We start from the raw sequence: 25,554 nt of genomic DNA on the forward strand, positions 1-25,554 counted from the left end.
CTCAGCTCAGGTGATCGGAGAGCCCTCAGCTCAGGTGATCGGAGAGCCCTCAGCTCAGGCGATCAGAGAGCGCCTCCAGGTCGGTGACGGTCAGGTCCGGCTCGATGCCCCAGGGGTCGAAGGGGGCATCGAGGCTGCGCCGCACCCAGGCGGCATGCAGTCCGGCATGCCGCGCGCCGATCACGTCGAAGGGGTTGCTCGAGATCAGCCAGGTGTCGCCGGGAGCCACGTCGAGGCGGTTGCGAAGATGGGCGTAGACGGCGGGATCGGGCTTGAAGCGCTTGACCTCGTCGACGCTGATCACCGCTTCGAAGCACTCGCCTATTCCGGCCTGTTCGAGTAAGCCGCTGACCGCATCGAAGGTGCCGTTGGAGAAGGCCACGCAGCGCATGCCGCTCGCTGCCAGTCGCTGGAGCGCACCGGCGGCCTCGGCAAAGGCGGGCAGGCGCCCGTAGACCGACATCAGGTGGTCCTTGTCGACGTCCGACAGCTGCGTCTGCAGGGCGCGGTCGGTGAAATCCAGCGCTTCTCGGGTGCACTGCCCGAAGGTCACGTAGGCCCCCATCAGGCCGCGGCGGAAGCTGTACTCCAGCTGCTTGTCCCGCCAACGCCGCGAGAACTCCGCGGCCAGCTCCGTCCTGCCGCTCCTGCCGAGCCGCTCTTCCAGTTCGGCGACCACCCCATGGGTATCGATCAGAGTACCGTAGACATCAAAGGCGAGTACCGTTGCCATCCGCTGCGCTCCTCGTTGCGTTTCGTCACCCCAAGCATGGGAGCTGCCCCGCCCTGGCTCAAGGCGTGGTAGCGGAGGCACCCTGCTGCTTACCCCGCCAGCCGAGTGAGGGCGAAGTTGGCGATGGCGGTGTCCTGCACGCCGGTGCCGGTCAGGTCGCACACGGTGATGGCCGCCTCGGAGTTCCGCAGCGGTTCACCCCGTTCGATCACCCGGCCCAGCTCATGCACCTCGAACGGCGGCTCGCGCCTCTCGTTGGCAAAGACCTTGAGTTCACCGTTGTGCTCGCTCTGCGCCCGGCTGTCGCAGACGAAGGCGTCGGCCCGGGTCAGCACCGATTCGTCCAGCTCGCGCTTGTCGGGGCTGTCCGAGCCCATGGCGGTGACGTGCACGCTCTCGGGCAGGTCGCTGGCGAAGAGCAGCGGCTCCCGCGATGGTGTCGCCGTCACGATGATATCGGCCTGGGCACAGGCGGCATGCACGCTGTCGCGCACGGTGACGGTGAGGCCTTGGCCGCGCAAGTATTCGGCGTACTCTTCGGCCGCTTCACGGCGGCGAGCCCAGACGTCTAGGGTGTCGACGTTACGCACCAGGCGCAGGGCTTCCACCTGCCGCCGCGCCTGCTCGCCGGCACCAATCACCCCGACCCGGCGGCTGTCCTCGCGGGAAAGGTGCTTGGCGGCGATGGCTCCGGCCAGGGCGGTACGCACCATGGTCAGATAGCCCTCGTCGAACAGTACCGCCTCGACCTGGCCGGTCTCGGCGGAGAACAGCATCATCAGGCCGCTCAGGCTCGGCAGGCCGCGCTTGGGATTGTCGAAGGCGCCGCTGCTGACCTTGATCGCATAACGTTCCCAACCCTTGATGTGGGCGGTCTTGACGTCGACTTCGCTGTTGAACTCCTCCATGGCCATCGACAGGATCGGCGGCTGCACCACTTCGCCGCGCCCCAGCGCGGCGAAGCCCGCCTCCACCTGGCGCAGCGCCTCGTCGTCGATGCCCACCACCGCTTCGATTTCGTCACGTCGATAGAGCTTCATGTTTCCTCCTTGAACACTGCAAAGACCTCAGCCATTGGCAAGCTGGCGAGCTTTGTCCAGCGTCTCCAGCGCCACGCCGTTGCCGGAAAGAATCAGCGCCACCCGCTGGCCGCGCACCTCGAGCCCATGCTCCAGCATGGCCGCGAGCCCCACCGCGGCGGCGCCTTCCACCAGCAGCTTCTCGTGCTCGAGTATGTCGACCATGGCCTGGGCAATGGCTGCCTCCGAGACCTGAAAGTGGTCATCCATCACCTCGCGCACCAGGCTGAACGTGCAGCGATTGTCGAGGCCGATACCGCCACCCAGCGAATCGGCCAGACTCTCCACCTCTTCGACCGCCACGGGACGCCCAGCCTGCAGGCTCTGCCACATGGCCGCGCCGCGGGAGAGGCTGACCCCGGTGATGCGGGTCTCAGGGCGGATGGCCTTCACCGCCGCGCCGATGCCCCCCAGCAGCCCACCGCCGGAGAGACCGACGATCACCCGGTCGAGATCCGGCGCATCCTCCATCAGCTCCAGGCCGATGGTGCCCTGGCCGGCCGCGATCAGCGGGTCGTCGAAAGGCGGTACCAGGGTCATGCCGCGCTCGCGGATCAGGTGCTCGACCTCACCGAAGGCCTCGTCCTGGTTCTCCCCCACGCGCCTGACCTCGGCACCCAACGCCTCGATGGCGGCCACCTTGTTGGCCGGCACCAGGCGTGACAGGCAGACCGTCGCGTCGATGCCGAGCTTCGATGCGGCATAGGCGACGGCCCGGCCGTGGTTGCCGGTAGAGGCGGTGACCACCCCGGCCTCAAGGGCATCACGACCGTGACGCTCGATCAGTGCGGCGATCATGTTGGCGGCACCGCGCAGCTTGAAGGCGCCGGTGGGCTGAAGGGTTTCCAGCTTGAGCAGGATATCGGCGTCGAAACGCCGCGACAGGGCAGGCGAACGGACCAGTGGCGTACGCAGCGCCTGTCCGGCGATACGGCGACGCGCCTGGTAAACGGCAGCGAGGGTAACCCCGTGAGCAGAGGTCGACATGGCAGATCCAGTTGTGTGGCTCGTGGCGAGAGGCTTGGCGCTTTCAGCCTAGAAGAGAAGGACAGGCCCAGCCAAACGAAGCGCCGCGGGCATTACCCGCGGCGCTCGTGGTCAGACATACTGGTCGCTTGCCGATTCGACTCGGCAGTACGGCTCAGCTCACCGACATGGCGGCCTTGACCACGCCTTCGCGCACCAGCTCGTCGGTGACCTTGTTCACCGCGCGCTCGGCACGGGCGACGATCTCGTCGACCTCGGCGCGGGTCGCCACCAGCGGCGGCGCGAAGCCGAGAATGTCGCCCTGGGGCATGGCGCGGGCGATCAGGTTCTCGTCCAACGCCGCCGCGGCGATGCGCGGGCCTACCTTGTGCGCGGCATCGAAGTGCGCACGCTTGGCCGGATCGATGGAGAATTCCAGCGCCGCCAGCATGCCCACGCCGCGCACGTTGCCGACGATGGGGTGCTCGCCGAAGGCGGCCTGCATCTGCTGCTGCAGGTAGGCACCGGTTTCGGCGGCGTTCCGGGTCAGCCCCTCACGCTCGATGATCGCCAGGTTGGCCAGCGCCGCGGCGCAGCCCAGCGCGTGACCGGAGTAGGTCCAGCCGTGGCCAATGGGGCCGTACTGGCCGGTGCCCTGCTCCAGCACGCTCCATACGCGGTCGCCGACGATCACGCCGGAGAGCGGCTGATAGGCGCTGGTCAGGCCCTTGGCGACGGTGATCAGGTCGGGCTTGATGCCGTAGTGGTGGCTGCCGAAATCGGCGCCGATACGGCCGAAGCCGCACACCACTTCGTCGGCGATCAGCAGCACGTCGTACTTGGCCAGTACCGCCTGGATCGCCTCCCAGTAACCTTCCGGCGGCGGCACGATGCCGCCGGTGCCGAGCACCGGCTCGCCGATGAAGGCGGCTACGGTGTCGGGGCCTTCGGCCAGGATCATCTCTTCCAGCTTCTGGGCACAGAACTGGGAGAACTCGCGCTCGCTCATGCCTTCCTGCTCGGCGGCGCGGTGGTAGTAGTACGGCGCCTCGGTGTGCAGGATGCCGGCCAGCGGCAGGTCGAACTGGTCGTGAAACGCCTTGAGGCCGGTCAGCGAGCCGGTGGCCAGGCCAGAGCCGTGGTAGCCGCGCTGGCGCGAGATGACCTTCTTCTTCTGCGGGCGACCGAGCACGTTGTTGTAGTAGCGCACGATCTTGAGCTGGGTCTCGTTGGCGTCACTGCCACCCAGGCCGTAGTAGACCTTGGACATGCCGGGGCCGGCGAGCTCGATGATCTTCTCGGAGAGCGCGATCTGCGGCTCGTTGGAGTGGCCCACGTAGGTGTGATAGTAGGAGAGCTCCAGCGCCTGCTGGTAGATCGCCTCGGCCACCTCGGTGCGGCCGTAGCCGATGTTGACGCAGTACAGCCCGGCGAAGCCGTCGATGAACTCGCGGCCGTCCTTGTCGACGATGTGGATGCCCTTGCCGCCGGTGATCACCCGGCCCGGCGCGTCGCCATGGGCGAAATCGCGCAGGTGGGTGGAGGCGTGGAAGGTGACCTTGCGGTCGCGCTCGATCAGATCGCGGTGCTGCTGGTTCATTATGCTCTCTCTATATCAAAGGCCCCGCCGCAGCGGGGAGATGTTCGATTCGTTATGACGTCGCTGGCCCAGCGCCAGGGCAGGCCAGCGAGCGATATCTACCCAAGGGCGCTGACGCAAGTGCAGCGGCGCGCGGCGATCGACATGGATGTCGATCGAGGACCGGCAAGAGGGACCTTGATCCGGTCCGACGCGCAAGCCGCAAACGCAGCGTCAGGGTTTCGCCCTTGGGCATCGCGAGATGGGATGCGCTGGTGCCTCCTCTCGCTTCAGCTCCCCGATACGGAGCCCAAAGCCCCCAGGCAGTAATACTTGGTCTCGAGATATTCGTCGATCCCGGTGATGCCGCCCTCGCGGCCCAGCCCCGACTGCTTGACGCCGCCGAAAGGCACCGGCGGACCGGTCATCTTCACCGAGTTGACGCTGACCATGCCGTACTCCAGCGCCCGCAGCAGCTTCCAGATGCGGCGGATGTCGTGGGTGTAGACATAGGCCGCCAGGCCGTACTCGGTGTCGTTGGCCATCTCGATCACATCGTCGTCGTCATGGTAGGCGGTCACACCGGCCACCGGGGCGAAGTTCTCCTCGCGCCATACCTTCATCTGCGGCGTCACGCCGGTGAGCAGCACGGGCATGAAGAAGTTCTCTCCCGGCGCCCGGGTCTGATCGCCGGCCACCAGGGTCGCGCCGCGGGAGATGGCGTCGTCGACGATGGTCGCCGCCTTGTCCACCGCCTGGCGATGGATCAGCGGCCCCAGGTCGACCTCGCTCTCCATGCCGTTGCCCACGGTCAATGCCGCCATGCGCTCGGCGAAGTGTTCGACGAACTCGTCGTGGATCGACTCGTGCACCAGGATACGGTTGGCCGCCAGGCAGTCTTGACCCGCGGTCTGGAACTTGGCCGCCACCGCGGCAAAGGCCGCCTCCTTGGGGTCCATGTCGGGGCCGACGATGAATGGTGCATTGCCGCCGAGCTCCAGCGACACGCGCTTCACCGTCTGGGCGCTCTGCTCGAGCAGCAAGCGGCCGACCCGGGTGGAACCAGTGAAGGATAGCGCCTTGACCCGCTCTTCGGCACACAGAATTTTCGAAACCTCGGCGGGCTCGCCCAGTACCACGTTGAACACCCCTGCCGGAATCCCGGCGCGCTCGGCCAGCTCGGCCAGGGCCAACGCCGAGAACGGCGTCTCGCCGGCCGGCTTGACCACCACGCTGCAGCCGGCGGCCAGGGCAGCGGCAGCCTTGCGGGTGATCATCGCCAGCGGGAAGTTCCACGGCGTGATCAGCGCGGCGATGCCCACCGGCTCCTTGAGCGTGCCCAGGGCGGCATTGGGGATGTGGCTGGGAATGGTCTCGCCGAAGGTGCGCTTGCCCTCCTCGGCGAACCAGCGCACGAAGCTGGCGCCGTACTCCACCTCGCCGCGGGCATCTGGCAGCGGCTTGCCCTGCTCCAGGGTCATGATGATCGCGAGGTCCTCGCGGTGAGCCTGCAGCAGGTCGTGCCAGGCCATAAGCCGCTCGGCGCGCTCGTCGGCACGCAGCGCGCGCCAGTGCACGAAGGCGGCATCGGCGGCGTCCACCGCTTCGCGGATCTGGTGCGATTCGAGCCAGGGGATGTAGCCGATGACCTCGCCGGTGGCGGGGTCGAACACCGTCTCCTCACGGCCGCCGTCGCCGTGGGTCCACTTGCCGTTCACATAGGCGTGCTGACGGAACAGACGCGGATCATCGAGCATGGTGGACAGTGTATTGGTCAACTTCATGTTCATGTGGCACCTCCCCTGACACCGGCCCCTCGCTCACGGGCCGGCTGTGGCAAAAACGGCAGAGCAGCCGGCGGCTGCTCGATGGGTACAGGGTAAGGGCAAACCCGGGGCGGGACTTTTCGTTAACCCGCAGGGCAAGTGTGCTTTTTTTTGTCCTCCCGGACTAAGTTGCGTTTTTTTCTGCGCGCCGCACTCAGGTCTCCGGCGGCGCGGCCAGCGCCTCTTCGGTAAATACGATCAGGCCCAGCTCCGGCCGGTAGCCGTGGATCTCCTTGACGTCGAGCGCCTGCAGGAAATAAAGGATCTCCTCGCTGACCACCTGCCCCGGCACCAGCACCGGGAAGCCCGGCGGGTAGGGAATCACGAAGCTGGCCGAGACCACGTCGCGACCGGCACGCATCTCGGCCTGGAGCTCGCCGTTGTCGAAGCGCAGATACTCGGTGTTCTCCTCGTCGTAGCTCAAGAAGTAGGCGCGGCGAATGTCGCCCTCCGGTGTCTCGCTGCGCTGACGGAAGGCGTCGTGGAAGCGGCTGAAGTCGGGCAGCGGCGGCAGCTCCTGAGTCAGCGAATGCACCCGGTGCTCGATGATCTTGCGCTCGGGCCGGCTGCTCTCCTCCCAGCGGTACTCGAACTCCTTGGCCAGCTTGATCAACACGTCGAGCAGGTAGGCGATGGAGCCGCGAGTCGTACCGATGTTGGTCATGAACAGCACGGTGTTGCGCGAGGTCTTGTTGATCTGAATGCCGTATTTGTTCATCAGGTATTCGTTCTTGAAGGCATCGCCGTCGACCCCAGTGTTGCCGATGGCAATGGTCACCCGGGTGGGGTCGACCACGAACTCGTCCCGCGCCCAGGCCTCCTCCATCTGGTTCCAGCCGGTCACCGGGTCGAAATAGGACTCGACCCCCGATTCACGATACTCGACGGGCACCATGTCGCTGTTCTTGAGTACCCGGAAGTACTTCTGCAGCTGCGGATGGGTGTAGAGCTGCTCGCGTAGCGACAGCGCCGCCTCTACCTGGGCATGAACCAGCTCGAAGCCCTCCATCTCGGCCTGCATGCGCCCGACGTCCAGCGACGCCACAATCTGATAGTTGGGCGAGGTGGAGGTATGCGTCATGTAGGCCTCGTGGAACGGCGCCTCGACCTTCTGACGGAAGTCCTGGTCCCAGACATGGATCATCGAGCCCTGGCGCAGCGAGGTCAGGGTCTTGTGGGTGGAGTGGGTGGCATAGGCGCGGATGCGCACCGCCTCCGGATCGGGCAGCAGCCGGCGCTCGAGCCAGGTGGCGTCGTCGTCGGGGTCGAGCGTATCGAACTCCGCCTTCCATGCCGCGTACTCCTCGCGGTAGGCCTCGCTGCGGTAGCGGTCGCGCAGGGTGCGCGCGGCGTGCATGGCGGTGCGCGGCCGATAGGTGGGATTGAAGGTGGCGAAGGCGAACCACGCCTCGTCCCACAGGAACACCAGGTCGGGCTTGATCGCCAGGCACTCCTCCATCACCCGGCGCACGTTGTAGACCACGCCGTCGAAGGTGCAGTTGGTCAGCAGCAACATCTTGACCCGGTCGAGCTGGCCGGCGCGCTTGTACTCCAGCAGCGTCTTCTTGATCTCGCGCAGCGGCACCGCGCCGTACATCGAGTAATCATTGAGCGGGTAGGAGTCCAGGTAGCTGACGTGGGCGCCCGCCAGCACCATGCCGTAGTGGTGCGACTTGTGGCAGTCGCGGTCGATCAGCACGATGTCGCGGGGCTTGACCAGCGCCTGCACCACGATCTTGTTGGCCGTCGAGGTGCCGTTGGTGACGAAGAAGCTCTGCCGCGCACCGAAGGCCCGGGCGGCGTACTCCTGGGCCTTCTTGATCGGCCCATAGGGCTGCAGCAGTGAATCGAGGCCGCCCGAGGTGGCCGAGGTCTCTGCAAGGAAGATGTTGATGCCGTAGAAATCGATCATGTGCCCCGCCCAGTGCGAGCGGGTCACCGACTTGCCCCGCGAGATGGGCATGGCGTGGAACACCCCGGTGGGCTTCTTGCTGTATTCGCGCAGGGCATCGAAGAACGGCGTGCGATAGCGGCTGTCGATGGCACGCAGGATGGTATGGTGCTGCTCGATGTAGTCGGTTTCGCGATAGAAGATGCGGTTGAAGTGGCGGATGTCGCGGCTCGCCGTGGCCTCGACGTCGCCGCTGGTGACCAGGAACTGGTCGATCTCGGGACGCAGCTCGTGGATCATCGAGCTGAGCAGGATGCTGCGTTCGGCCTCGGTCTGGTGTTCCAGCTCCTTCTCCGACAGGCCTTCCAGATAGTTGCGCAGCGCACTGAGGTTGTACTTGGACTTGTAGGGAAACTCGTAGCGGATCAGGCAGGCCTGGATGTTGGGGTTGACCAGCACCGCGATCAGGGCGTCCTCGAAGCTGCGTACGGTGACCACGTCGTAGACGAAGCGGTCCTCGGGCCGGCGCAGGCTGTGGAACGCCTCGCGCACCACTTCCTCTTCCTGGGACGAGAGGTTGTCGACGATCAGCAGCTCGAAATAGGGCTGGGCCGAACTGTTGGAGGCCGGGTGCCCATGGCGCAGCTGCGCCAGCGCATCCATGGTCTCGAGATCCTCGGCACTGGCATCGGTTTCGGAGAGGTCGACATGACGCCGCCGATAGGATTCGCTGATCAGCGCCCGCACCAACCGCTTGACCACCTTCTCCAGCAGCGCGTACTCCTCGCGGTCGAACAGCCCCCAGAGATGGCGGAAGTCCTCCTTGGAGGGGAAGGCGTGATAGTCCTCGATGATCTCGAGCCGCGTCAGCTTGACGTCGATCGCCTTGATCAGGTTGCGTGCACGGCTCTCGTCGTTGAGCCGCACCAACTGCCCCAGGTCGCGCTTGAGCGCATTCCAGGTGTCGGCGCGAAGCTGGGAGATCTTGTGGTAGAAGCCCAGCGCGGTATAGGGCGTTTCGGTATGGCTGCTCTCGTTCATGGCGACACCCTTTCCATCGTTGTTCGTTGTCTTTCTCTCAGCGCCAGCTCACGGCCGACAGTGCCGACTATCTCGGGCCGTAACGGACCCGCAATTGCTGTTCGGGAAAATGATCGAAGGCCAGTTCCAGGCGCTGCTGCGGCCAGCGATAGCTGACCCGCCCCGACTGCGGCCAGTACGCGGCGGTGTAGATGGTGCCAAGCCCGCGTGCGTAGTCGCGACGAAACAGCGGCGGCGCGGCGAAGGCGTCGAGCAGGCGCGCCTCGCTGGTAGCCGGGTCGTCCACCAGGATCGACAGCTGGCGCTCGCGAATCAGGGTTTCCGAGGCCAGCGCATGGGCGTACCACTCGATCTTCTTCTGGTGGTTAGTGGCCACCGCCACCCGGCGGATGCTGGCCCGCTGGTCGGGAGCGATCATCGCCGTGACGTAGCGTCCCGCAGCATCGGTCAGGGTGATGTTGTAGGCCATATGGCTGGGCACTCGGGCCAGTACCTCGGCGGCCTGAGGCACGCTGTCGCAGAACTCCAGCAGATAGCGCAGGATGATCGGCGCGCCGAAGCCCTCGCCCACCGCCTTGCGTCCACCGAAGGCCAGCGATACGGCCAGGCCCGCCTCGTTCATGCCATCCAGCACGCCCCACAGGCAGTCGGTCATGGCGATCACGCCGCGTCCGTTCCAACGGGTGTACAGCACGCTGCCCTCGCACAGCTCCGGCGGGTAGTCGTAGTTGCGCGCCAGTATCGGCGCGCCATCGCGCACCAGCACCGCCTGGGAACAGCCGGTGATGTACGGCGGCGGCTGGTAGAGGCTGAGAAAACGCGCCGCCAGATCGCCGCCACCGGCCAGCTCGCACAGCGCCCGGTAGGTCTCCAGCAGCTCCGGCATGTGCCGACGCAGGGCGTTGTAGCAGCTCAGGTAACCCGGCCGCTCACGCTCCCCCTCGGCCAGGTACCACGCCTCGTAGGCTGGCCAGTGGTAGTCGAACAGAGACCGCCACTTGGGCCCCGGCACCTCCTCCTGCAGGGTACGAAAGACCAGCGCTTTCTCCATCTCCCCTCGCCGCGCCTGGTGATGCCGCTCGACTTCTCCGTTCATAGGATCTTGAAGTTGCCGCCGCCGATGGCGTGACTCACGGCGACCTCTTCCACCGCCGGGTCCTGCAGCGGCTGGCCGGCATACTCCCCGCGAATGCCCTCGATCCAGGCCTTGGCCCGCTCGGTGAGCTGGAAGTCGTCGTCCATCAGACGGCCCCGGGTGATCAGGATGCCCAGGTCGGCGCCCTCGTAGCGGAAGTCGCCCGGTCCGCTGATGCGCAGGAAGAAGGCCTCGCGCTCATTCTCGGCGGCATGCGGGTGGTAGCTGTAATGGTCGTAGGCCATGCGGCTGTCAGCGCCCAGCGTCCACACCCCGGTGCGTGGCGCCTGGGTGAGCAGATCGACGCTCTCGTCGGTGTGCTTGATCACCAGTTGGCTCCAGCTGTCGACGCTGTCGGGGTGCGACCAGCGCTCGTTGATCTCCTCGATGTCGAGATCGAACTCGACGTCGGAGAACTCCAGCAGATGGAACAGGAACAGCGGGATGTCGGAGTGGGCGAAAGCGGCCACGTTGGTCAGCGAGCTGGCGCCGGTGACCCGAGGATTGAGTTCGCCCAGGTAAACCTCGCCGTTGTCCATGTCGATCAGGAAGTCGAGCTCGAAGTAGCCGCGGTAGCCCTCTTCGCGCAGGGCCTCGCCGAACTTGAAGGTGTACTCGCGGGCCTTGTCGCGGATCTCCTGGCTGAAGGCGCCAGCGAACATCTCGTTGCCGCACCAGCCGCCCTTGTAGGGGGTCAACGACTTGAAACCCACCAGTTCGGTCATCAACGGCCCCACCACGGTGCCACAGCGGGTGGCGCAGGCCTCGATGGCCGAACCACGGCAATTGATGCGCTTCATGATCTTGACCTCGGGCTCGGCCTCGATCTCCTCGGCGTGCTTGTAGTAGTCGTCTTCGCTGGCGATGAAGAAGGTGGTGTGGCCGGAGTCGCCGTAGGCGGTCTGCACCACCAGGTCGTCGCCCAGCTCACCGCTGACCTCGAGCAGCTCCTGGTAGCTGCCGACCCTGGCCAGCACGTTGGGCACGCTGGGTACCCCGGCCTTGTTGCCGATCCGCACCGTCTCGATCTTGTTGTCCATGCGCGAGCGCAGCTCGGCCGGTGGGAAGGCGACCCGCAGACCGAGCTGCCGGCAGATCTCCTCGGTGTGCTCGTCGAACATCAGGAAGGCGGCGACCCCGGCATCGTCGCCGCTGGCGCGCGACTGGATGAAGTCGATCACCTCCTTGTGCTCGAGCAGGTAGTTGTTGATGTCCTCGATGCTCTCGAAGTCCCGCGGGAATTTCTCCTTGGGCACGAAGACGTTGCGCTGCTGGCCGTCGAAGCAGTCGATGTAGTTGATGTGGCGGAAATTGCCCACCCAGTCGCCGATACCGAGCAGGTTGAAGTTGGTCGCCGATATGAAGTAGACCGGTTCCTTATTGTTGCGAAAATGGCGGCGAACGTCGGCAATGTTATTGATCTTGTTCATTGTTTTCGCTCCAACGATGACGGAAGGGATAGCATCGGCGCGGCCTGTACCGGCGACCGATGCCGTTGCGGAGCCGCGTGGCGGGAAGCTCCGCTGCAACAGTTGTATCAGGCGCAACAGGAACTCCCGCATGACGACCTCCTGTAGGGTCAGTACTCCTCTATATCGGTGCGTTGCGGTTTGGCCAGCGGCCCCAGGCTGGCAAGAAACGGCGAGGGGCCATGCTCGAAGCGGTAGATCGAGAAATCCACCTGGCGGTCGCGGAAGCTCTTCAGCGGCTGACCCAGGCCGCGCAAACCGGTTTCACGCTCGCGCCGCACCCGGCCGAAATCGACCTCGATGGGCATGATCTCCTCGCCGCCGCCAGCTTGATGAATCACGTCGCCAGAAGGCCCCACCACGATGGAGCGACCGTTGCCGAGGGCGCCGGCGCCGTTGATGTCGAAGAAGTAGCACTGGTTGACCGCGGCGTTGGCACGGGCGATGGAAAGCTCGATATCGCGGTCGATGGTATCGGTCATGGTGGGGTGGAGGATCACCTCGGCGCCCATGGCTGCCAGGGTCCGGGTGGTCTCGGGGAACCACATGTCGTAGCAGATCGACACACCGAAACGACCGACATTGGGCACGTCGAAGACGACGAACTCCATGCCGCTCTCCACGCCGGCCTCGTAGGGGCGGAAGGGGAACATCTTGCGGTAACGCGCCACCACCTGCCCACTCGGATCGATCACCGACAGGGTGTTGTAGATACCGCTTTCGGTACGTTCGAACATGGATCCGGGAATCAGCCAAATACGGTACTGCTCGGCGAGCTGGCAGAAGAACTGCTCGACATGGCTGGGTAACGGGTGGGCGTGGTGTGGCGAGGCGCCGAGCGGCATCAGCTCACTGAACAGAACCATTTGCACCTGGGGAAAGCGGCTCATCAGCGCGTCGACCCGGTGGCGCATGGCCTCGGTATTGTCACCGTGATGCAGGGCCTGCATCTGCACCCCGGCAATGGTGAAGTAGGACATGGGCATCTCTCTACGTCAGGCGATCTTGTCTCAGGGCGCTAACCAACTCGTCCGGCACCGCGATGACATGCCGGAAGATCGCCCGGCTGAGTGAGCCGTAGGCTCACTCTCGCTTTAAGCTTATGCCATGATTCTACTCAGAGTATCAACGTTGAGTTCGCGTTGGATGCCGCGCCGCCAGCGGCCCTAGTCTAAATCAACTGAGAAAGTCGCCCCGCTCCAGTCCCGGTGCAGGACGTTTGACCGCCTTGGTCACAATGTAGGTGAAATAACGCTCGATGCCGACATCCGAGGTGAGCCAGGCGTCGATCAGGCGCTGGTAGGCATCGACGGAGTCGGCCTCGACCTTCATCAGGTAGTCGACCCCGCCGCCCACGGCCACGCATTCGGTGACCTCGGGGGTTTCGTGAACCAGCGCCTCGAAGCGGGCGAAGCTCTCGGCATTGTGCTGCTTGAGCTCGATCTGCACCCACACCGGGGTGCGCTTGACCAGCGCATCGGGGTTGAGGCGTGCGGCGTAACCCTCGATGATGCCGGCCTTCTCCAGCCGCCGCACCCGCTCCCAACACGGGCTGACCGAGAGGTTGATGGCCTCGGCCAGCTTCGACTTGGTGATGCGTCCGTCGCGGGACAGGATCTCGAGAATCTTAAGGTCGTATCGATCGAGCTTCATCGTTCTCTCTTGTCATGTTGCTCTTGTCATTGGCAGAGCGGCACGAATCAGCCGAGGGTATCGACGACGTCGGCGATCACGGCAATGGTGTCGCCCATGTTGACCAGCGCGGGGAAGCGCCGCGCCGCCAGGATGCCGTCGCGACCGGCGTGGTACTCGACCGGCGTCGCGCCGCTGCGGGTCATGTCGTAAACGCGGGCGATCACCTGGCCCTTCTCCACCCTGTCGCCCAGCGCCAGGGTCAGCTCGAGCAGACCCGTATGTTCGCTCTGCACGTAGCAGCTGGCGTCGGGCATATCGAGATAGATCTGCGGCTCGGCAGGCATCTCCACCTCGCCCTGGAGCAGGCCGAAATAGATCAGGAAATTGCGCACGCCGCGCTCGGTGAGGGCCAGGCTCTCGGGGGTCGAGGTGCCGCCGCCGCCCAGCTCGGTGGCGACGAAGACCTTGCCCTGACTCTCCACCGCGGTATCGAACAGCGCCGCGGCATCGAGTTCGAACATCATCATGGCGTAGGGGGCACCGAACGCCTTGGCGCCCTCCAGGGCCTGGCGCTGCTGCTCGGGGTCGTCGAGCACGTGGGAGGCACCGAAGGGAATGATGTCCAGGGTGCGACCGCCGGAGTGCAGGTCGAGCACTACGTCGCACATCGGCGTAATGACCCGGGTGAAGTAGTCGGCGATCTTCTCGGTCACCGTGCCGTCGGGGTCGCCGGGAAAGCTGCGGTTGAGGTTGCCGCCATCCATCGGCGAGGTGCGCTTGCCGGCCATGGCCGCCGGCATGTTCATCATCGGCACGATGATCACGCGACCGCTCACGTCCTCGGCACGCAGCGAGCTCGACAGCTTCATCAGCGCGGTGATGCCCTCGTACTCGTCACCGTGGTTGCCACCGGTCAGCAGCGCCGTGGGGCCCTCCCCGTTCTTGACCACGGTCACCGGAATCATCACCGCCCCCCAGGCCGACTCGTCGGTGGAGATCGGCAGCTTGAGGAAGCCGTGCTGGACGCCGTCGGCGTCGAAGTCCACGGTGGCGCTGATCGGGCTGGGTCGCTTGCTCATCTTGCTCTCCTTGACTTGACGAACGCTGGCCTTACTTGACGAAAAGCTGGCGCGGAAAATTGGCCAGCGCTTCGCAGCCGGTCTCGGTGATCAGAATGCTCTCGGTTATCTCGAGCCCCCAGTCGTCCTGCCACAGGCCCGGCATGAAGTGGAAGGTCATGCCCGGTTCGAGAATGGTCTCGTCCGAGGGACGTAGGCTCATGGTGCGCTCGCCCCAATCGGGCGGATAGCTGATGCCGATGGGGTAGCCGCAGCGGGCGCCGCCGCGGTCGAAGCCGTACTTGTCCATCGCCGCACCCAGGGCCATGGCGATGTCGGCGGTGCGATTGCCTGGCTTGGCCACGGCCAGGCCGTTCTCGATACCCTCGAGCAGGGCCGACTCGGCGCGCACGAAATCCTGCGGCGGCCGGCCCAGAAACACCGTGCGTGACAGGGGCGCATGGTAACGCTTGAACACCCCGGCAATCTCGAAGAAGGTCCCTTCCCCCTTGCGGAACGGCGTGTCGTCCCAGGTCAGATGGGGCGCCGCCGCATCCTTGCCGGTGGGCAGCATGGGCACGATGGCGGGGTAGTCACCGCCGTGCACCTTGCCGTTCTCGTCGACCCAGCCCTCGATACCGACACGGTAGATCTCCGAGACCAGCTTGCTCTTGGGCAGGCCGGGCTCGATCACCTCCAGAATGCGTGAGTGCATACCCTCGACGATCTTGCCCGCCACCCGCATGTAGGCAATCTCCTGGGGCGACTTGATCGCACGGCACCAGTTGACCAGCGAGTTGGCATCCATGAAGCGTGCATGGGGCAGTTCGCGCAGCAGACTCTGGTAGGCCTTGGCTGAAAAGTAGTAGTTGTCCATCTCCAGCCCCACCACGCCCTGATGCCAGCCGCGATCGGGCATGATCGACTGGGCCAGGTAATCCATGGGGTGCATGTCCGGATTCTGGACGTAGTAGTCAGGGTAGTAGGTGATGTTGTCCGGATCGATCCAGCAGGTGCGCAGCGCCCCGTTGGCGTCCATGCGCCGGCCGTACCACACCGGTTCGCCCTCCAGCCCCACCAGCACGCACTGGTGCACGTAGAAGGACCAGCCATCATAGCCCGTCAGCCAGGCCATGTTGGACGGATCGCTGATCACCAGCACGTCGATCCCTCGACTGGCCATTTCGGCCCGCACCTTCCATAGCCGGCTGGCATATTCCTCACGAGTGAAGGACAGGGATACCTGAGTCATGGGCCACTCGCCATAAAATCACCAAGAACCGGCCCTCTCCGCTACATGAAGAAGGCCGGGCCATCGGATAGTCGGTCATCGCGGTCAGGGGTGAAAGGACCGGCCCAAAATTGTCATGATCGATTTTGACGGAAAACATGACAATCCCAGTTCAATGCCGCTAAGCTGATAGTAGCATCCCCCCTTGGCTGGCGGTCAAAGGCTTTATTGAATCATGACGATTGATCTGACCCCGTACCTGACGGATACGGGCCCCAAGTACCTGGCCATCGCTCGTGCTCTCTCGGAAGCGGTGCGTCAGGGGGAGCTGGTGCCCGGTACCCGGCTGCCGCCTCACCGCCAACTGGCCGAGAGCCTGGGGGTCAGCGTCCAGACCGTCTCGCGCGCCTATGCTCAGGCGGAGAGAATGGGGCTGGTGCAGGCCCGGGTGGGCAGCGGCACCTGGATCAACGCGCTGGACGATGCCAAGGAGTCGGCCTATCTGCGTGGCCACGAAGCACGTCAGGAGAATCCGCTGATCGATCTGTCGATCGCCCACCCGGTATGCCCGCCGAGCCATCATCTGCGCTTTCGCCATACCCTGGCCGAGCTGGCCGAGCTGGCCAGCCCCGACGTGATCGGCGCCTGCCGCCCCATCGCCGGCCTCACGCATCAGCGCGAGCGCGCCAGCGCCTGGCTGCAATCGCGCCTGCACGTACCCGGCGAGATGGACGACCGCATTCTCTGCAACGGCGCCGCCCACGGCCTGATGCTGGCGATTTCCAGCGTGGTGCAGCACGGCGACCTGGTGCTGACCGAAGCACTGACCGATCACGGCCTGATCGCGCTCTCGCGCACGCTGGGCTTCCAGTTGCGCGGCATCGCCATCGACCACGAGGGCATCGTGCCGGAAGCGCTTGAGCTGGCCTGCCAGCGCTTCAAGCCGCGCGCGCTCTACCTGACCCCGACCCAGCTCAATCCCACCGGGGCGACCATGAGCGAGGCGCGCCGCGACGCCGTGGCCGAGGTGCTGGCGCGGCACCGGGTTTGGCTGATCGAGGACGACGTGCATGCGCTGCTGGAAGCCCCGGGATTAACCCCCGTCGCGGCACGCATTCCGCAGCTGAGCTTCCACGTCACCAGCCTGACCAAGGTCACCGTGCCGGGGCTGCGTGCCGGCTACCTCACCGTGCCGCGCGGCCAGCTGCACCATGTGCTGCCGCGCATGCGTGCGACCACCTGGATGGCAACGCCGCTGATCTTCGAGATCGCCGACCGCTGGCTTGCCGATGGCACCGTCGAGACCCTGGCCGCCGAACAGCGTAGCCTGCTGGGCGAGCGCCAGCAGCTTGCCCAGCGCCTGCTCGGCCATCATGCGCTGGAGTCGCGCCCCACCAGCCTGCACGTTTGGATTTCGCTGCCCGACGCCTGGCGCGCCGAGGAATTGCAGCAGCAGGCGGAGCAGGAGGGGCTGGCGATCACCACGGCGGTGCCGTTCATGGTGGAGCAGACTCCGCCGCCCAGGCGCATCCGGGTGAGCCTGGGTGCCGAGCAGGACATTGCCCGCCTGGAAGAGGGGCTCAAGCGCTTGGCCGTGCTGCTCGACGAGGCGCCGCCGCCCATGATGCAGATCGTGTACTGAGAGATCGTCTACCGAGTAAGGAGCCGTCATGCGCATACTGCTTCACATCGACGACATCGAGGCCTGGCGCGATGCGCTGGCCGAACGCCTGCCCGATGCCGAGATCGTCACCGCTGACGACCCCGCCGAGCGACGCCGCGACGCCGACTACCTGGCGGTGTGGAAACCCTCCGAGGCGCTGCTCGCCGAGCAGACCCGCGCCCGCGGCATCGTCAACCTGGGAGCGGGCGTCGATTCCCTGCTGAACAATCCGGCGCTGCCCGAAGGGGTACCCATCGTCAAACTGCGCGATGCCGGCATGGCCGAGCTGATCGGCGACTACGTGCGTTACGGGGTGCTGCACTTTCAGCGCGACTTCGACCGCTACCGCCGCCAGCAGGCGCAAGGGGAGTGGCACGAGCACAGCGTTGCCGACAAGCGCGACTGGCCGGTGGGCGTGCTCGGCCTCGGTGCCATCGGCGCCAAGGTGGCCGCCATGGTCGCCGCCGACGGTTTCCCCGTGCATGGCTGGAGCCGCTCGCCCAAGTCGCTCGACGGCATCGTCTGCCACCACGGCGACGAGGGGCTGATCGAGCTGCTCGGGCAGGTTCGCACCCTGGTGCTGCTACTGCCCGGCACCCATTCCACCCGCCATATCATCGATGCCCGCGCCCTGGCCGCCCTGCCCGAGGGTGCCAACCTGATCAACCCCGGCCGCGGCAGCCTGATCGACGAGGCGGCGCTGCTCGAAGCGCTGGGTGAAGGTGAACAGGAAGGCCGGCTGCGTGGCGCCATCCTCGACGCCTTCCCCGAGGAGCCGCTGCCCGAATCGAGCCCGCTGTGGCGGCATCCGCGCATCTGGGTAACGCCGCACATGGCCGGGCCGACGCCGCTGGGCGAGGCCGTCGACCAGGTGGCCGAGGCGATCCGCGCCTTCGAGGCCGGCGACGAAGTGGAGAGCGTCGACCCCGAAGCGGGTTATTGAGCGGGCGCGTGTCGCGTGGCCGCGGCACGCGCCCAGGTCAGACAGGAAGGGGTCAGGCGATCTCGGCCTGCGGGCGCGGATCGTGCACCAGGGCGGGCTGCCAGGCCGGCGCAGCGGCGACGCCTTGCTGCGGCGCTTCGATGCGGAACCACATGACCTCTTTCACCAGCAATTCCACTTGCTGGCGAAGCGTCGCCGCCTCGTCGGCCGCCCGCTCCACCAGGGCAGCATTCTGCTGAGTCACTTGATCCATCTGACCGACCGCGGTGTTGACCTGCTCGATGCCGATGCGCTGTTCGCCGGACGCCGAGGCGATTTCCTCCATCAGATCGGTCACCCGGGTGACGGCTGCGACGACCTCACGGATGGTGCTGCCCGTTCTTTCGACGAGCTCCGCTCCCTGACCGACCTGCTGGTGGGACGACTCGATCAAGGTCCGAATCTCACGCGAGGCCTCGGCGCTGCGGCTGGCCAGAGTTCGCACCTCACCCGCCACCACGGCGAATCCTCTGCCCTGCTCACCGGCCCGCGCCGCCTCCACGGAAGCATTGAGCGCCAGGATGCTGGTCTGGAAGGCAATCGAGTCGATTACCTCGATGATGTCTTTTACACGCCCGGCGCTCTGAGCGATCCCCTGCATCGTGGCGACCACGTTGGCCATCATCTCCCCGCCCTGGTGTGCCGTTCGTCTGGCTTCCAGGGCCAGTTGGTTGGCTACGTTGGCGTTCTCGGCGTTCTGGCCCACCGTCTGCGTCAGCTGCTCCATGCTGGCCGCGGTCTCCTCGATCGACGCGGCCTGCTGCTCCGTGCGGGCCGAAAGGTCCTGGTTGCCCATCACGATCTGATCGACGCCGGCATTGATCCGCTCGGTGCCGCCATGCACATTGACCAGCGAGGCCACGAGACGCTGACGCATGCTCTCGATACCCGCCAGCAGACTGGACTGGTCGCCGGCCTTGAGCGCCAGCGCCTGGGTCAGGTCGCCGTCCGCGATTCGCCGCACTATCTCCTGGGCATGGTGCGGCTCGCCGCCGAGACTCCTTAGCACGTCACGGATGATCCAGCCCATGGCAAGGGTCAGCAGGATGCCGATGCCCAGCAGCAGCATGCCCAGCTCGATCAGGCTCGCCCAGAAGGCGGCGTTGATGTCATCCATGTAGACGCCTGCTGCCAGGTCCCAATTCCAGCCGGGCACCCGCTGCACGTAGCTCATCTTGGGCACCTCTTCGGAGCCGGCCTGGCTGCGCTGAGACATATAGCCGACGAAACCGCCCGTCTGAGGATTGCGGTCCGCCGTCGCCTTCAGTTCCCGATAAAGGTACAGCCCGCTCTTGTCCTGGAAGTCGCGCATGGAATCGCCCAAGGCACGACGGGGATGAGCCACGATACGAATGTCGCTGTCGAAGGCGAAAATGTAACCATCCTCACCGAAGCTCAGGTTCGCCAGGCTTTCGATGGCCCTGGCCTGGGCTTCCGCTTGCGTCAGTTCACCGCGTTCGGCGCGTGAGGCAAGGCTCGCCACCATGTCCCGTGCGCTGCCGACGAAATACTCGAGGCTCGCGATCCGCTCATTCAGCAAACCCTCGCGCTTGTCGTAGGCCGTCCACCCCACCAATACCAGCATCCCCACCCACATCAAGCCCAATGTCGCCCACAGCTTGGTACTTGTCGCCCAGTTGCGCATCGTCTCTGTTTCCTTGGATTCGTCTATCACTTAGTCGTAATACGGGGAGAACCGAAAGCACGTCTGGCGCTTTCGGTTCGGTTCTTGAACGGGCTTCATTGGCCCGTTCTGGTTGTTTGGTTCAAACCGGCAGCAGCCGGCTTTCCATGGAATGGTGTTCGAGCCTTGCGCGGGCATCGTTTCCGCCCTGCTCAAGCTGTTCGAGATGCTCGCTGACACGGAAACGGGCGATCAGCCTGGCCATCTCTCCGGCCTGATCGTCCAGTGAACGGCTCGCGGTGGCGACCTGCTCGACCAGCGCCGCGTTCTGCTGGGTGGTAGCCTCGAGCTGGGCCACGGCCTGGTTGATCTGTTCGATACCCGCCGACTGCTCGCCGCCGGCCGAGGAAATCTCCGCCACCAGGTCGGAGACCTGGCGCACGTCTCGGGAGATGGCGGCCAACGCCTCGGAGGTGCGACCCACCAGGCCGTTGCCCGCCTCCACCCGTTGGGTGGTGTTGTCGACCAACTGACGAATGCGTTCTGCCTCCTCGGCGCTGCGACTGGCCAGCTTGCGTACCTCGCCGGCCACCACGGCGAAGCCGCGCCCGTGCTCACCGGCGCGGGCGGCTTCCACCGAGGCATTGAGCGCCAGCAGGTTGGTCTGAAAGGCGATGCCGTCAATGGCCGCGACGATGGCGGTAATCTGGCGGTTGGCCTCGGAGATCTGCTGCATGGCCTGGCGCGCCTCCTCGGCCACCCGGCTGGCCTGTTCGGCCTGGCTTACCGCCTGCTCCGTCATACTGCTGGCCTGGCGCGCGTTGTCGGCCGACTGACGCACGGTGGAAGTCATCTGCTCCATGCTGGTGGCGGTTTCCACCAGCGAGGCGGACTGCTCCTCGGTACGGCTGGCCAGATCCTCGTTGCCCTGGGCGATCTCGCCGCTGGCCGAGCCCACCCCGCGGGCGCCCTGCTGAATCGAAGCCACCAGGGCTTCCATGCTGTCCGTGGAGTGATTGAAGGCGGCATAGAGCCGCGACAACTCATCGCTGCCGGGCACTGCCAGCCGCTGGGTCAGATCGCCGCCGCGCGACTCGATCTGGGCTAGCGCCCGGCGCAGCGGCACGACCATGCTGCGCACCAGCAGGATGGAAAGCACGACGGAGACCAGAATGGCCGCCATGGCCAGACCGGCGAACGTCCATAACCCAATGCGAGCCTCGCTTGCCAGGCCATGGGCACGGACCTGTACATAGTCGGCCAGCGCCAGCTCCACTGCGCGCAGCCGCTCCAGCTTGCCGGTCTGGGCGTCAAACCAGCGTTCCGCGCGAATGCCATAGCCGCCGTCGATGCCTTGACGCATGGCGATCTGGCGCATCATGGTCAGTTCACCATTGGCCTCATGCTCGCCGGTGGCGGCACGATACCGAGCCCACATCTCGGCGTCGGCCTGGATGAGGAAGCTCTCCTCGAACGCCTCCTCTTCGCCGAGCAGGCGGAGAAAGCGGAAATAGACATCCTGCGACATGCGGTTGGCGGCGAAAGCGCTGGCCAGCAGCGCCCGCTCTATACCCGCCGTCTCCTTGATCTCGAGCAGGGAGTAATAGGCACCCAAGGCACGGGAGAGCTCTCCGGCATTACTCAGCGAACTCAGCCGCCCCACGTTTTCGGCCAGCCGTGAATTAATCTCGGTGTAGTAGTCCAGCGCATCCAGATCACGCATGCGCAAGGTGTCGACCGCCTGACGGGTGGTGCGCAGTTCGGCCAGCAGCGCATTGATCTCCTCACGCCGCAAGTCGATTTCGCTATCGCCGCTGGTGCCTATCCCATCCCAAGCTCTGTGATAGTCGGCCAGCTGATCGTCTACCCGGCTGCGCTGGGCGGCCAGTCGCTCGCCGAAGGCCTCACCGCGGCTGCCGATGAAACCGACCGACAAACCACGTTCCACCTGCAGCTCATGTATCAGGCCACCGAGCTGCACCGACAATTCGGTGAAGCGATCGACCTGCTGCATGTTGTTGGCCATATGGTGTCTGTCCATGATGCCGCTCGCGGCCAGCCAGACGATGATGCAAAGGGGCAGCGCCAGCACAAGCATGAACTTGCGGGACACTGGAGTGCGGTGAAGGAGGTTTTTCATCTGTTGGAACCCTGCCAAGCTCGAAGATATCGGGAGTCGGGACGTGGCTGGCGTAGCGTGCCGTTGTAGTTGTGATATCCGTCGGCCATCGTGGCGCTGCCTGTCGGCGCGCGAAATCTTCTTCGGCCGGGCAGCGGGAATCTTGAGCCCCACTCTCGCCGACTCGCTCGATTCATTGACGAGCATCACGCCTGAACTCAAAAGCTGCGCCGCCCTCTCGTCTCGGCTTGCCATGGCGGCTTGAGTTTGCGTTGGCCGACTCGGAGAACTTCGCCACGATGGAATGAAACCGTGGAATAACCGTGCATCACGGAACCCGGCGGGCTGGCGAGGTTCACAGCTACTGTCGCCCAACAGCCATGCGGTCTTGCCATGAATCGATCCTCACGAGCCCTGGCTCGCCTGACTCTTTCCGTTCTGCTGCTGGCCTGGCTTCCGGTCAAGGCCGTGGCGGCCGCACCCCAGCCCGACGCCCAGCTGCAGCCGTTCAGCGCCAGCTATCGTCTGGAGGTAAGGGGCTGGCCCAACGCCACCATCGAACACCAACTGACCCGAGAGAGCGGCCACTGGCAGAGCCGCATGCAGGCCGCCATCGCCGTGGCCCGGGGCAACGAACGCAGCCGTTTCATCGTCACGCCCGAGGGCGTGCATTCGGTGAACTACGCCAGCGGCTACTCGCTGTTCGGCGTGGGCGGGAACTATCGCCTGGGCAGCAGCGAACTGGCCGAGCTGCCGGACCGCCAGGCCGCCCTGATCGAACTCTCGCGGCGCGCCCTGAACGGCGGCTGCGAGAGCGATAGATGCCGCCTGGTCTACCAGGATCACCGCGGCCGCGAGGAGACCCTCGACTACCGCCTGCTGGGCACCGATGTAGTGAAGCTGCCCGCTGGCGAGTTCCAGGCGCTCAAGGTTGAGGTCAGCGAGCCGGACACACCGGAGCGCAGGATGGTGTTCCACTTCCACCCCGAGTATCCCGGCTTGCTGCTGGCGGTGGATTACCAGCGCGACGGCGAGCGCCGCAGCCGGCTCACCCTGACCTCACTCAGGACAGACTGAGCACGAGACCCGGCGCCGGGCGCAAAAGCCTGGTAGAGTTGGCGGTTTTCGCCGCCCTGAGCGGCCGGGCTGAAGGAAGTCGTCATGCTGTCGGGGCTATTGATCGTGCTGTTGCCGCTGGTGCTGGGCTATCTGGTGCCGGTGCGAAGTCCCGACGTCCTGGCCGTCATCAATCGCGGCGTCAGCGCCTCGGTCTACGTCATTCTGCTGCTGATGGGCATCAGCCTGGCGGGGCTCGATGAGCTGGGCCGCGAGCTGTCACGTATGGGCGGGCAGGCACTGACGCTGTTCACGGTGATCACCGCCTGCAACCTGCTGGCGCTGGGGTGGCTGTCACATCGTCTGGCCCTGCGCATGGGGCCGTCTCCGGTGGTGGCCGATGCGCCCACCACTAAACTGGCCGCACTGGTCGGTTCCCTGGCCCTGGTGGCGGTGGTGGCAGGCGGCGTGCTGATCGGCCTGGCGCTTGCCTGGCTGGGCGGCGATGCCATCTTCCAGCATGCCGAGCTGATGGCCGAATGGGTGCTCTACGTGCTGCTGGCACTGATCGGCTGTCAGTTGCGCAACTCCGGCATGCCACTGCGGCAGATCCTGCTCAACCGCCACGGGCTGGCCATTGCCATGACCCTGGCCGTGAGCTCCCTCATCGGCGGCTTGCTCGCCGCTCCCCTGCTGTCGCTGAGCTGGAACGAGGGCCTGGCGCTGGCATCGGGCTTCGGCTGGTATTCGCTCTCGGCGATACTGGTCGGCGATCAGCTCGGCCCCGTGTTCGGCGGGGTGGCTTTCTTCAACGACCTCAGTCGCGAGCTGCTGGCCTTCATCCTGATCCCGCTGTTCATCAAGCGCTACGCGCCACTGGCCATCGGTTACGGCGGCGCTACCTCCATGGATTTCACCCTGCCGGTGATCCAGCAGCACGGCGGCGTGGCCTGCGTGCCCATCGCCGTGGTCAGCGGTTTCATCCTCTCGCTGCTGTCGCCGCCACTGATCCTGTTCTTCCTGTCGCTGTAAGAAGCGGGAGCTATGCTCAGGAAGCAACGGCAAGCGCCAAGCCCACTGTTAGCCGAAAGTCTAGGTTGAACTCTCCAGGCAGACACGGCTAACTGAGCGGCGAACGATCTTAATCGTTTAAGACTCCTCAGCCGCCATTGATAACAACAAGCCGACAAGGATACCAGCATGTACAAGAAGACGTTGCTTTCCACCCTCGTCGTTGCCGGAGCCGCCAGCCTCAGCCACGCCCAGGCCGCCGACCTGACCATCTCCTGCGGTGCCGTGGGTGCCGAGCTGCAGCTCTGCCAACAGGGTGTGCGGGCATGGGAAGAGAAGACCGGCTACAGCGTCGACGTGGTCTCGACGCCCAACTCCTCCACCGAACGCCTGTCGCTCTACCAGCAGATTCTCTCCGCCAACTCCACCGACATCGACATCATGCAGATCGACGTCGTATGGCCGGGCCTGCTGGCCAACCACCTGCTCGACCTGCGTGAAGTGCTGGGCGAGAACGCCGGCGAAGGACACTTCTCCGCCATCGTCGAGAACAACACCATCGACGACCGCCTGGTGGCGATGCCCTGGTTCACCGATGCCGGCGTGCTCTACTACCGTGCCGACCTGCTCGAGCAGTACGGCTTCGAGGCGCCGGAAACCTGGGAAGAGCTGACCGAAATCGCCCGCGAGATACAGAACGGCGAGCGCGAGGCAGGCAACAGCCGTATGCACGGCTACGTCTTCCAGGGCCGCGCCTACGAGGGGCTGACCTGTAACGCCCTGGAGTGGGTGGCCAGTCACGGTGGCGGCACCATCGTCGATGGCGACGGCGAGATCACCATCAACAACCCGCAGGCCGCCGCGGCATTGGACCTTGCCGCTTCCTGGATCGGCGACATCTCGCCCAACGGCGTCCTCAACTACACCGAGGAAGAGGCCCGCGGCGTGTTCCAGGGCGGCAATGCCGTGTTCATGCGCAACTGGCCCTATGCCTGGGCGCTGGCCCAGAGCGAGGGCAGCGAGGTGCGCGGCAAGGTGGGCGTGACCCAACTGCCCTATAGCGGCGACGGCAGCACCGCCGCCACCCTGGGCGGCTGGAACCTGGCGGTATCGCGCTACAGCGAGAACCCAGAGCTTGCCGCCGAGCTGGTGGCATTCCTGGCCGGCGAAGAGGAGCAGAAGCGGCGCGCCATCGAGGGGGCCTACAACCCGACCCTCGAAGCACTCTACCAGGATGACGAAGTACTCGAAGCGGTGCCCTTCTTCGGCGAACTCTACGAGACCTTCGTCAACGCCGTAGCACGGCCTTCGGCGCCCACCGGCGATGCCTATGGTCGCGTCAGCAACGCCTTCTTCAGCGCCACTCACGACGTGCTCTCCGGCAGCCGTAGCGGCGAGCAGGCGATGAGCGACCTGGATCACGAGCTGGCCCGTCTCAAGCGCCGCAACTGGTAAC

The 25,554-nt window shown here is 65.4% G+C and carries 19 protein-coding genes; 5 read left to right on the forward strand and 14 right to left on the reverse strand.

The window, feature by feature from the left end:
- Positions 1–49: 49 nt before the first annotated feature.
- From HOP58_RS04015 to doeA, 12 genes are all read right to left on the reverse strand, one after another.
- A complete protein-coding gene (locus HOP58_RS04015) occupies positions 50–733 on the reverse strand; it encodes a haloacid dehalogenase type II (protein ID WP_234259632.1) in 684 nt (227 codons plus the stop codon).
- 89 nt (positions 734–822) lie between these two features.
- Positions 823–1,773 (reverse strand): cyclodeaminase, encoded by a 951-nt coding sequence (locus tag HOP58_RS04020; protein ID WP_234259633.1) that lies wholly within the window; start codon positions 1,771–1,773, stop codon positions 823–825.
- 27 nt (positions 1,774–1,800) lie between these two features.
- The gene (gene eutB / locus HOP58_RS04025; protein ID WP_234259634.1) at positions 1,801–2,799 is read right to left on the reverse strand and encodes a hydroxyectoine utilization dehydratase EutB; all 999 of its coding nucleotides are present in this window, start codon (positions 2,797–2,799) and stop codon (positions 1,801–1,803) included.
- Positions 2,800–2,953: 154 nt separating this feature from the next.
- Positions 2,954–4,378, reverse strand: a complete 1,425-nt coding sequence (locus tag HOP58_RS04030; RefSeq protein ID WP_010627085.1) for an aminotransferase — start codon at positions 4,376–4,378, stop codon at positions 2,954–2,956.
- A 269-nt stretch (positions 4,379–4,647) separates the two neighbouring features.
- Positions 4,648–6,147, reverse strand: a complete 1,500-nt coding sequence (locus HOP58_RS04035; protein WP_234259635.1) for an NAD-dependent succinate-semialdehyde dehydrogenase — start codon at positions 6,145–6,147, stop codon at positions 4,648–4,650.
- 190 nt (positions 6,148–6,337) lie between these two features.
- A complete protein-coding gene (locus tag HOP58_RS04040; protein ID WP_010627083.1) occupies positions 6,338–9,115 on the reverse strand; it encodes an aminotransferase class I/II-fold pyridoxal phosphate-dependent enzyme in 2,778 nt (925 codons plus the stop codon).
- 67 nt (positions 9,116–9,182) lie between these two features.
- Positions 9,183–10,211 carry a C45 family peptidase gene (locus HOP58_RS04045; protein ID WP_010627082.1) on the reverse strand — a complete coding sequence of 343 codons (1,029 nt, stop codon included), beginning with the start codon at positions 10,209–10,211 and terminating at the stop codon, positions 9,183–9,185.
- Positions 10,208–11,680 (reverse strand): biotin carboxylase, encoded by a 1,473-nt coding sequence (locus tag HOP58_RS04050; RefSeq protein ID WP_010627081.1) that lies wholly within the window; start codon positions 11,678–11,680, stop codon positions 10,208–10,210. The genes HOP58_RS04045 and HOP58_RS04050 overlap by 4 nt, the downstream gene beginning before the upstream one ends.
- Positions 11,681–11,829: 149 nt before the next feature.
- Complete coding sequence (locus HOP58_RS04055; protein ID WP_010627080.1) at positions 11,830–12,699, reverse strand: carbon-nitrogen hydrolase family protein; 870 nt, start codon at positions 12,697–12,699, stop codon at positions 11,830–11,832.
- 196 nt (positions 12,700–12,895) lie between these two features.
- Positions 12,896–13,372 (reverse strand): Lrp/AsnC family transcriptional regulator, encoded by a 477-nt coding sequence (locus HOP58_RS04060; protein WP_010627079.1) that lies wholly within the window; start codon positions 13,370–13,372, stop codon positions 12,896–12,898.
- A 47-nt stretch (positions 13,373–13,419) separates the two neighbouring features.
- Complete coding sequence (gene doeB / locus HOP58_RS04065) at positions 13,420–14,433, reverse strand: N(2)-acetyl-L-2,4-diaminobutanoate deacetylase DoeB (protein ID WP_010627078.1); 1,014 nt, start codon at positions 14,431–14,433, stop codon at positions 13,420–13,422.
- 31 nt (positions 14,434–14,464) lie between these two features.
- Entirely contained in the window at positions 14,465–15,664 is a 1,200-nt protein-coding gene (doeA, locus tag HOP58_RS04070) for an ectoine hydrolase DoeA (RefSeq protein WP_010627077.1), read from the reverse strand.
- Between the two features lie 214 nt (positions 15,665–15,878).
- Here doeA and HOP58_RS04075 point away from each other — a divergent pair, with 214 nt between their 5' ends.
- Both HOP58_RS04075 and HOP58_RS04080 read left to right on the forward strand, forming a co-directional pair.
- Complete coding sequence (locus tag HOP58_RS04075; RefSeq protein WP_010627076.1) at positions 15,879–17,285, forward strand: PLP-dependent aminotransferase family protein; 1,407 nt, start codon at positions 15,879–15,881, stop codon at positions 17,283–17,285.
- Between the two features lie 28 nt (positions 17,286–17,313).
- On the forward strand, positions 17,314–18,249 hold the full coding sequence (locus tag HOP58_RS04080; protein WP_010627075.1) for a glyoxylate/hydroxypyruvate reductase A: 936 nt from the start codon (positions 17,314–17,316) through the stop codon (positions 18,247–18,249).
- A 52-nt stretch (positions 18,250–18,301) separates the two neighbouring features.
- Here the strand turns inward: HOP58_RS04080 and HOP58_RS23150 are convergent, their stop codons facing one another.
- Positions 18,302–19,933 (reverse strand): methyl-accepting chemotaxis protein, encoded by a 1,632-nt coding sequence (locus HOP58_RS23150; protein ID WP_010627074.1) that lies wholly within the window; start codon positions 19,931–19,933, stop codon positions 18,302–18,304.
- Between the two features lie 121 nt (positions 19,934–20,054).
- Entirely contained in the window at positions 20,055–21,953 is a 1,899-nt protein-coding gene (locus tag HOP58_RS04095) for a methyl-accepting chemotaxis protein (protein ID WP_234259636.1), read from the reverse strand.
- 471 nt (positions 21,954–22,424) lie between these two features.
- On the opposite strand from HOP58_RS04095, the gene HOP58_RS04100 reads away from it, so the two are divergent.
- The 3 genes from HOP58_RS04100 (at position 22,425) to HOP58_RS04110 (ending at position 25,553) form a co-directional block, all read left to right on the forward strand.
- Positions 22,425–23,108 (forward strand): hypothetical protein, encoded by a 684-nt coding sequence (locus HOP58_RS04100; protein ID WP_010627072.1) that lies wholly within the window; start codon positions 22,425–22,427, stop codon positions 23,106–23,108.
- An 84-nt stretch (positions 23,109–23,192) separates the two neighbouring features.
- Positions 23,193–24,119 carry a lysine exporter LysO family protein gene (locus tag HOP58_RS04105; RefSeq protein ID WP_010627071.1) on the forward strand — a complete coding sequence of 309 codons (927 nt, stop codon included), beginning with the start codon at positions 23,193–23,195 and terminating at the stop codon, positions 24,117–24,119.
- Between the two features lie 168 nt (positions 24,120–24,287).
- Positions 24,288–25,553 carry an ABC transporter substrate-binding protein gene (locus HOP58_RS04110; protein ID WP_234259637.1) on the forward strand — a complete coding sequence of 422 codons (1,266 nt, stop codon included), beginning with the start codon at positions 24,288–24,290 and terminating at the stop codon, positions 25,551–25,553.
- Position 25,554 lies beyond the last annotated feature (1 nt).

Source organism: Halomonas sp. MCCC 1A11062, from assembly GCF_021404355.1.
Classification (GTDB): domain Bacteria; phylum Pseudomonadota; class Gammaproteobacteria; order Pseudomonadales; family Halomonadaceae; genus Halomonas; species Halomonas aerodenitrificans.

Bases quoted from the DNA above. Each gene is read 5' to 3' on its own strand.
- HOP58_RS04015 (WP_234259632.1), bottom strand. From the start codon at position 733: ATGGCAACGGTACTCGCCTTTGATGTCTACGGTACTCTGATCGATACC.
- HOP58_RS04020 (WP_234259633.1), bottom strand. From the start codon at position 1,773: ATGAAGCTCTATCGACGTGACGAAATCGAAGCGGTGGTGGGCATCGAC.
- eutB (WP_234259634.1), bottom strand. From the start codon at position 2,799: ATGTCGACCTCTGCTCACGGGGTTACCCTCGCTGCCGTTTACCAGGCG.
- HOP58_RS04030 (WP_010627085.1), bottom strand. From the start codon at position 4,378: ATGAACCAGCAGCACCGCGATCTGATCGAGCGCGACCGCAAGGTCACC.
- HOP58_RS04035 (WP_234259635.1), bottom strand. From the start codon at position 6,147: ATGAACATGAAGTTGACCAATACACTGTCCACCATGCTCGATGATCCG.
- HOP58_RS04040 (WP_010627083.1), bottom strand. From the start codon at position 9,115: ATGAACGAGAGCAGCCATACCGAAACGCCCTATACCGCGCTGGGCTTC.
- HOP58_RS04045 (WP_010627082.1), bottom strand. From the start codon at position 10,211: ATGAACGGAGAAGTCGAGCGGCATCACCAGGCGCGGCGAGGGGAGATG.
- HOP58_RS04050 (WP_010627081.1), bottom strand. From the start codon at position 11,680: ATGAACAAGATCAATAACATTGCCGACGTTCGCCGCCATTTTCGCAAC.
- HOP58_RS04055 (WP_010627080.1), bottom strand. From the start codon at position 12,699: ATGTCCTACTTCACCATTGCCGGGGTGCAGATGCAGGCCCTGCATCAC.
- HOP58_RS04060 (WP_010627079.1), bottom strand. From the start codon at position 13,372: ATGAAGCTCGATCGATACGACCTTAAGATTCTCGAGATCCTGTCCCGC.
- doeB (WP_010627078.1), bottom strand. From the start codon at position 14,433: ATGAGCAAGCGACCCAGCCCGATCAGCGCCACCGTGGACTTCGACGCC.
- doeA (WP_010627077.1), bottom strand. From the start codon at position 15,664: ATGACTCAGGTATCCCTGTCCTTCACTCGTGAGGAATATGCCAGCCGG.
- HOP58_RS04075 (WP_010627076.1), top strand. From the start codon at position 15,879: ATGACGATTGATCTGACCCCGTACCTGACGGATACGGGCCCCAAGTAC.
- HOP58_RS04080 (WP_010627075.1), top strand. From the start codon at position 17,314: ATGCGCATACTGCTTCACATCGACGACATCGAGGCCTGGCGCGATGCG.
- HOP58_RS23150 (WP_010627074.1), bottom strand. From the start codon at position 19,933: ATGCGCAACTGGGCGACAAGTACCAAGCTGTGGGCGACATTGGGCTTG.
- HOP58_RS04095 (WP_234259636.1), bottom strand. From the start codon at position 21,953: ATGGACAGACACCATATGGCCAACAACATGCAGCAGGTCGATCGCTTC.
- HOP58_RS04100 (WP_010627072.1), top strand. From the start codon at position 22,425: ATGAATCGATCCTCACGAGCCCTGGCTCGCCTGACTCTTTCCGTTCTG.
- HOP58_RS04105 (WP_010627071.1), top strand. From the start codon at position 23,193: ATGCTGTCGGGGCTATTGATCGTGCTGTTGCCGCTGGTGCTGGGCTAT.
- HOP58_RS04110 (WP_234259637.1), top strand. From the start codon at position 24,288: ATGTACAAGAAGACGTTGCTTTCCACCCTCGTCGTTGCCGGAGCCGCC.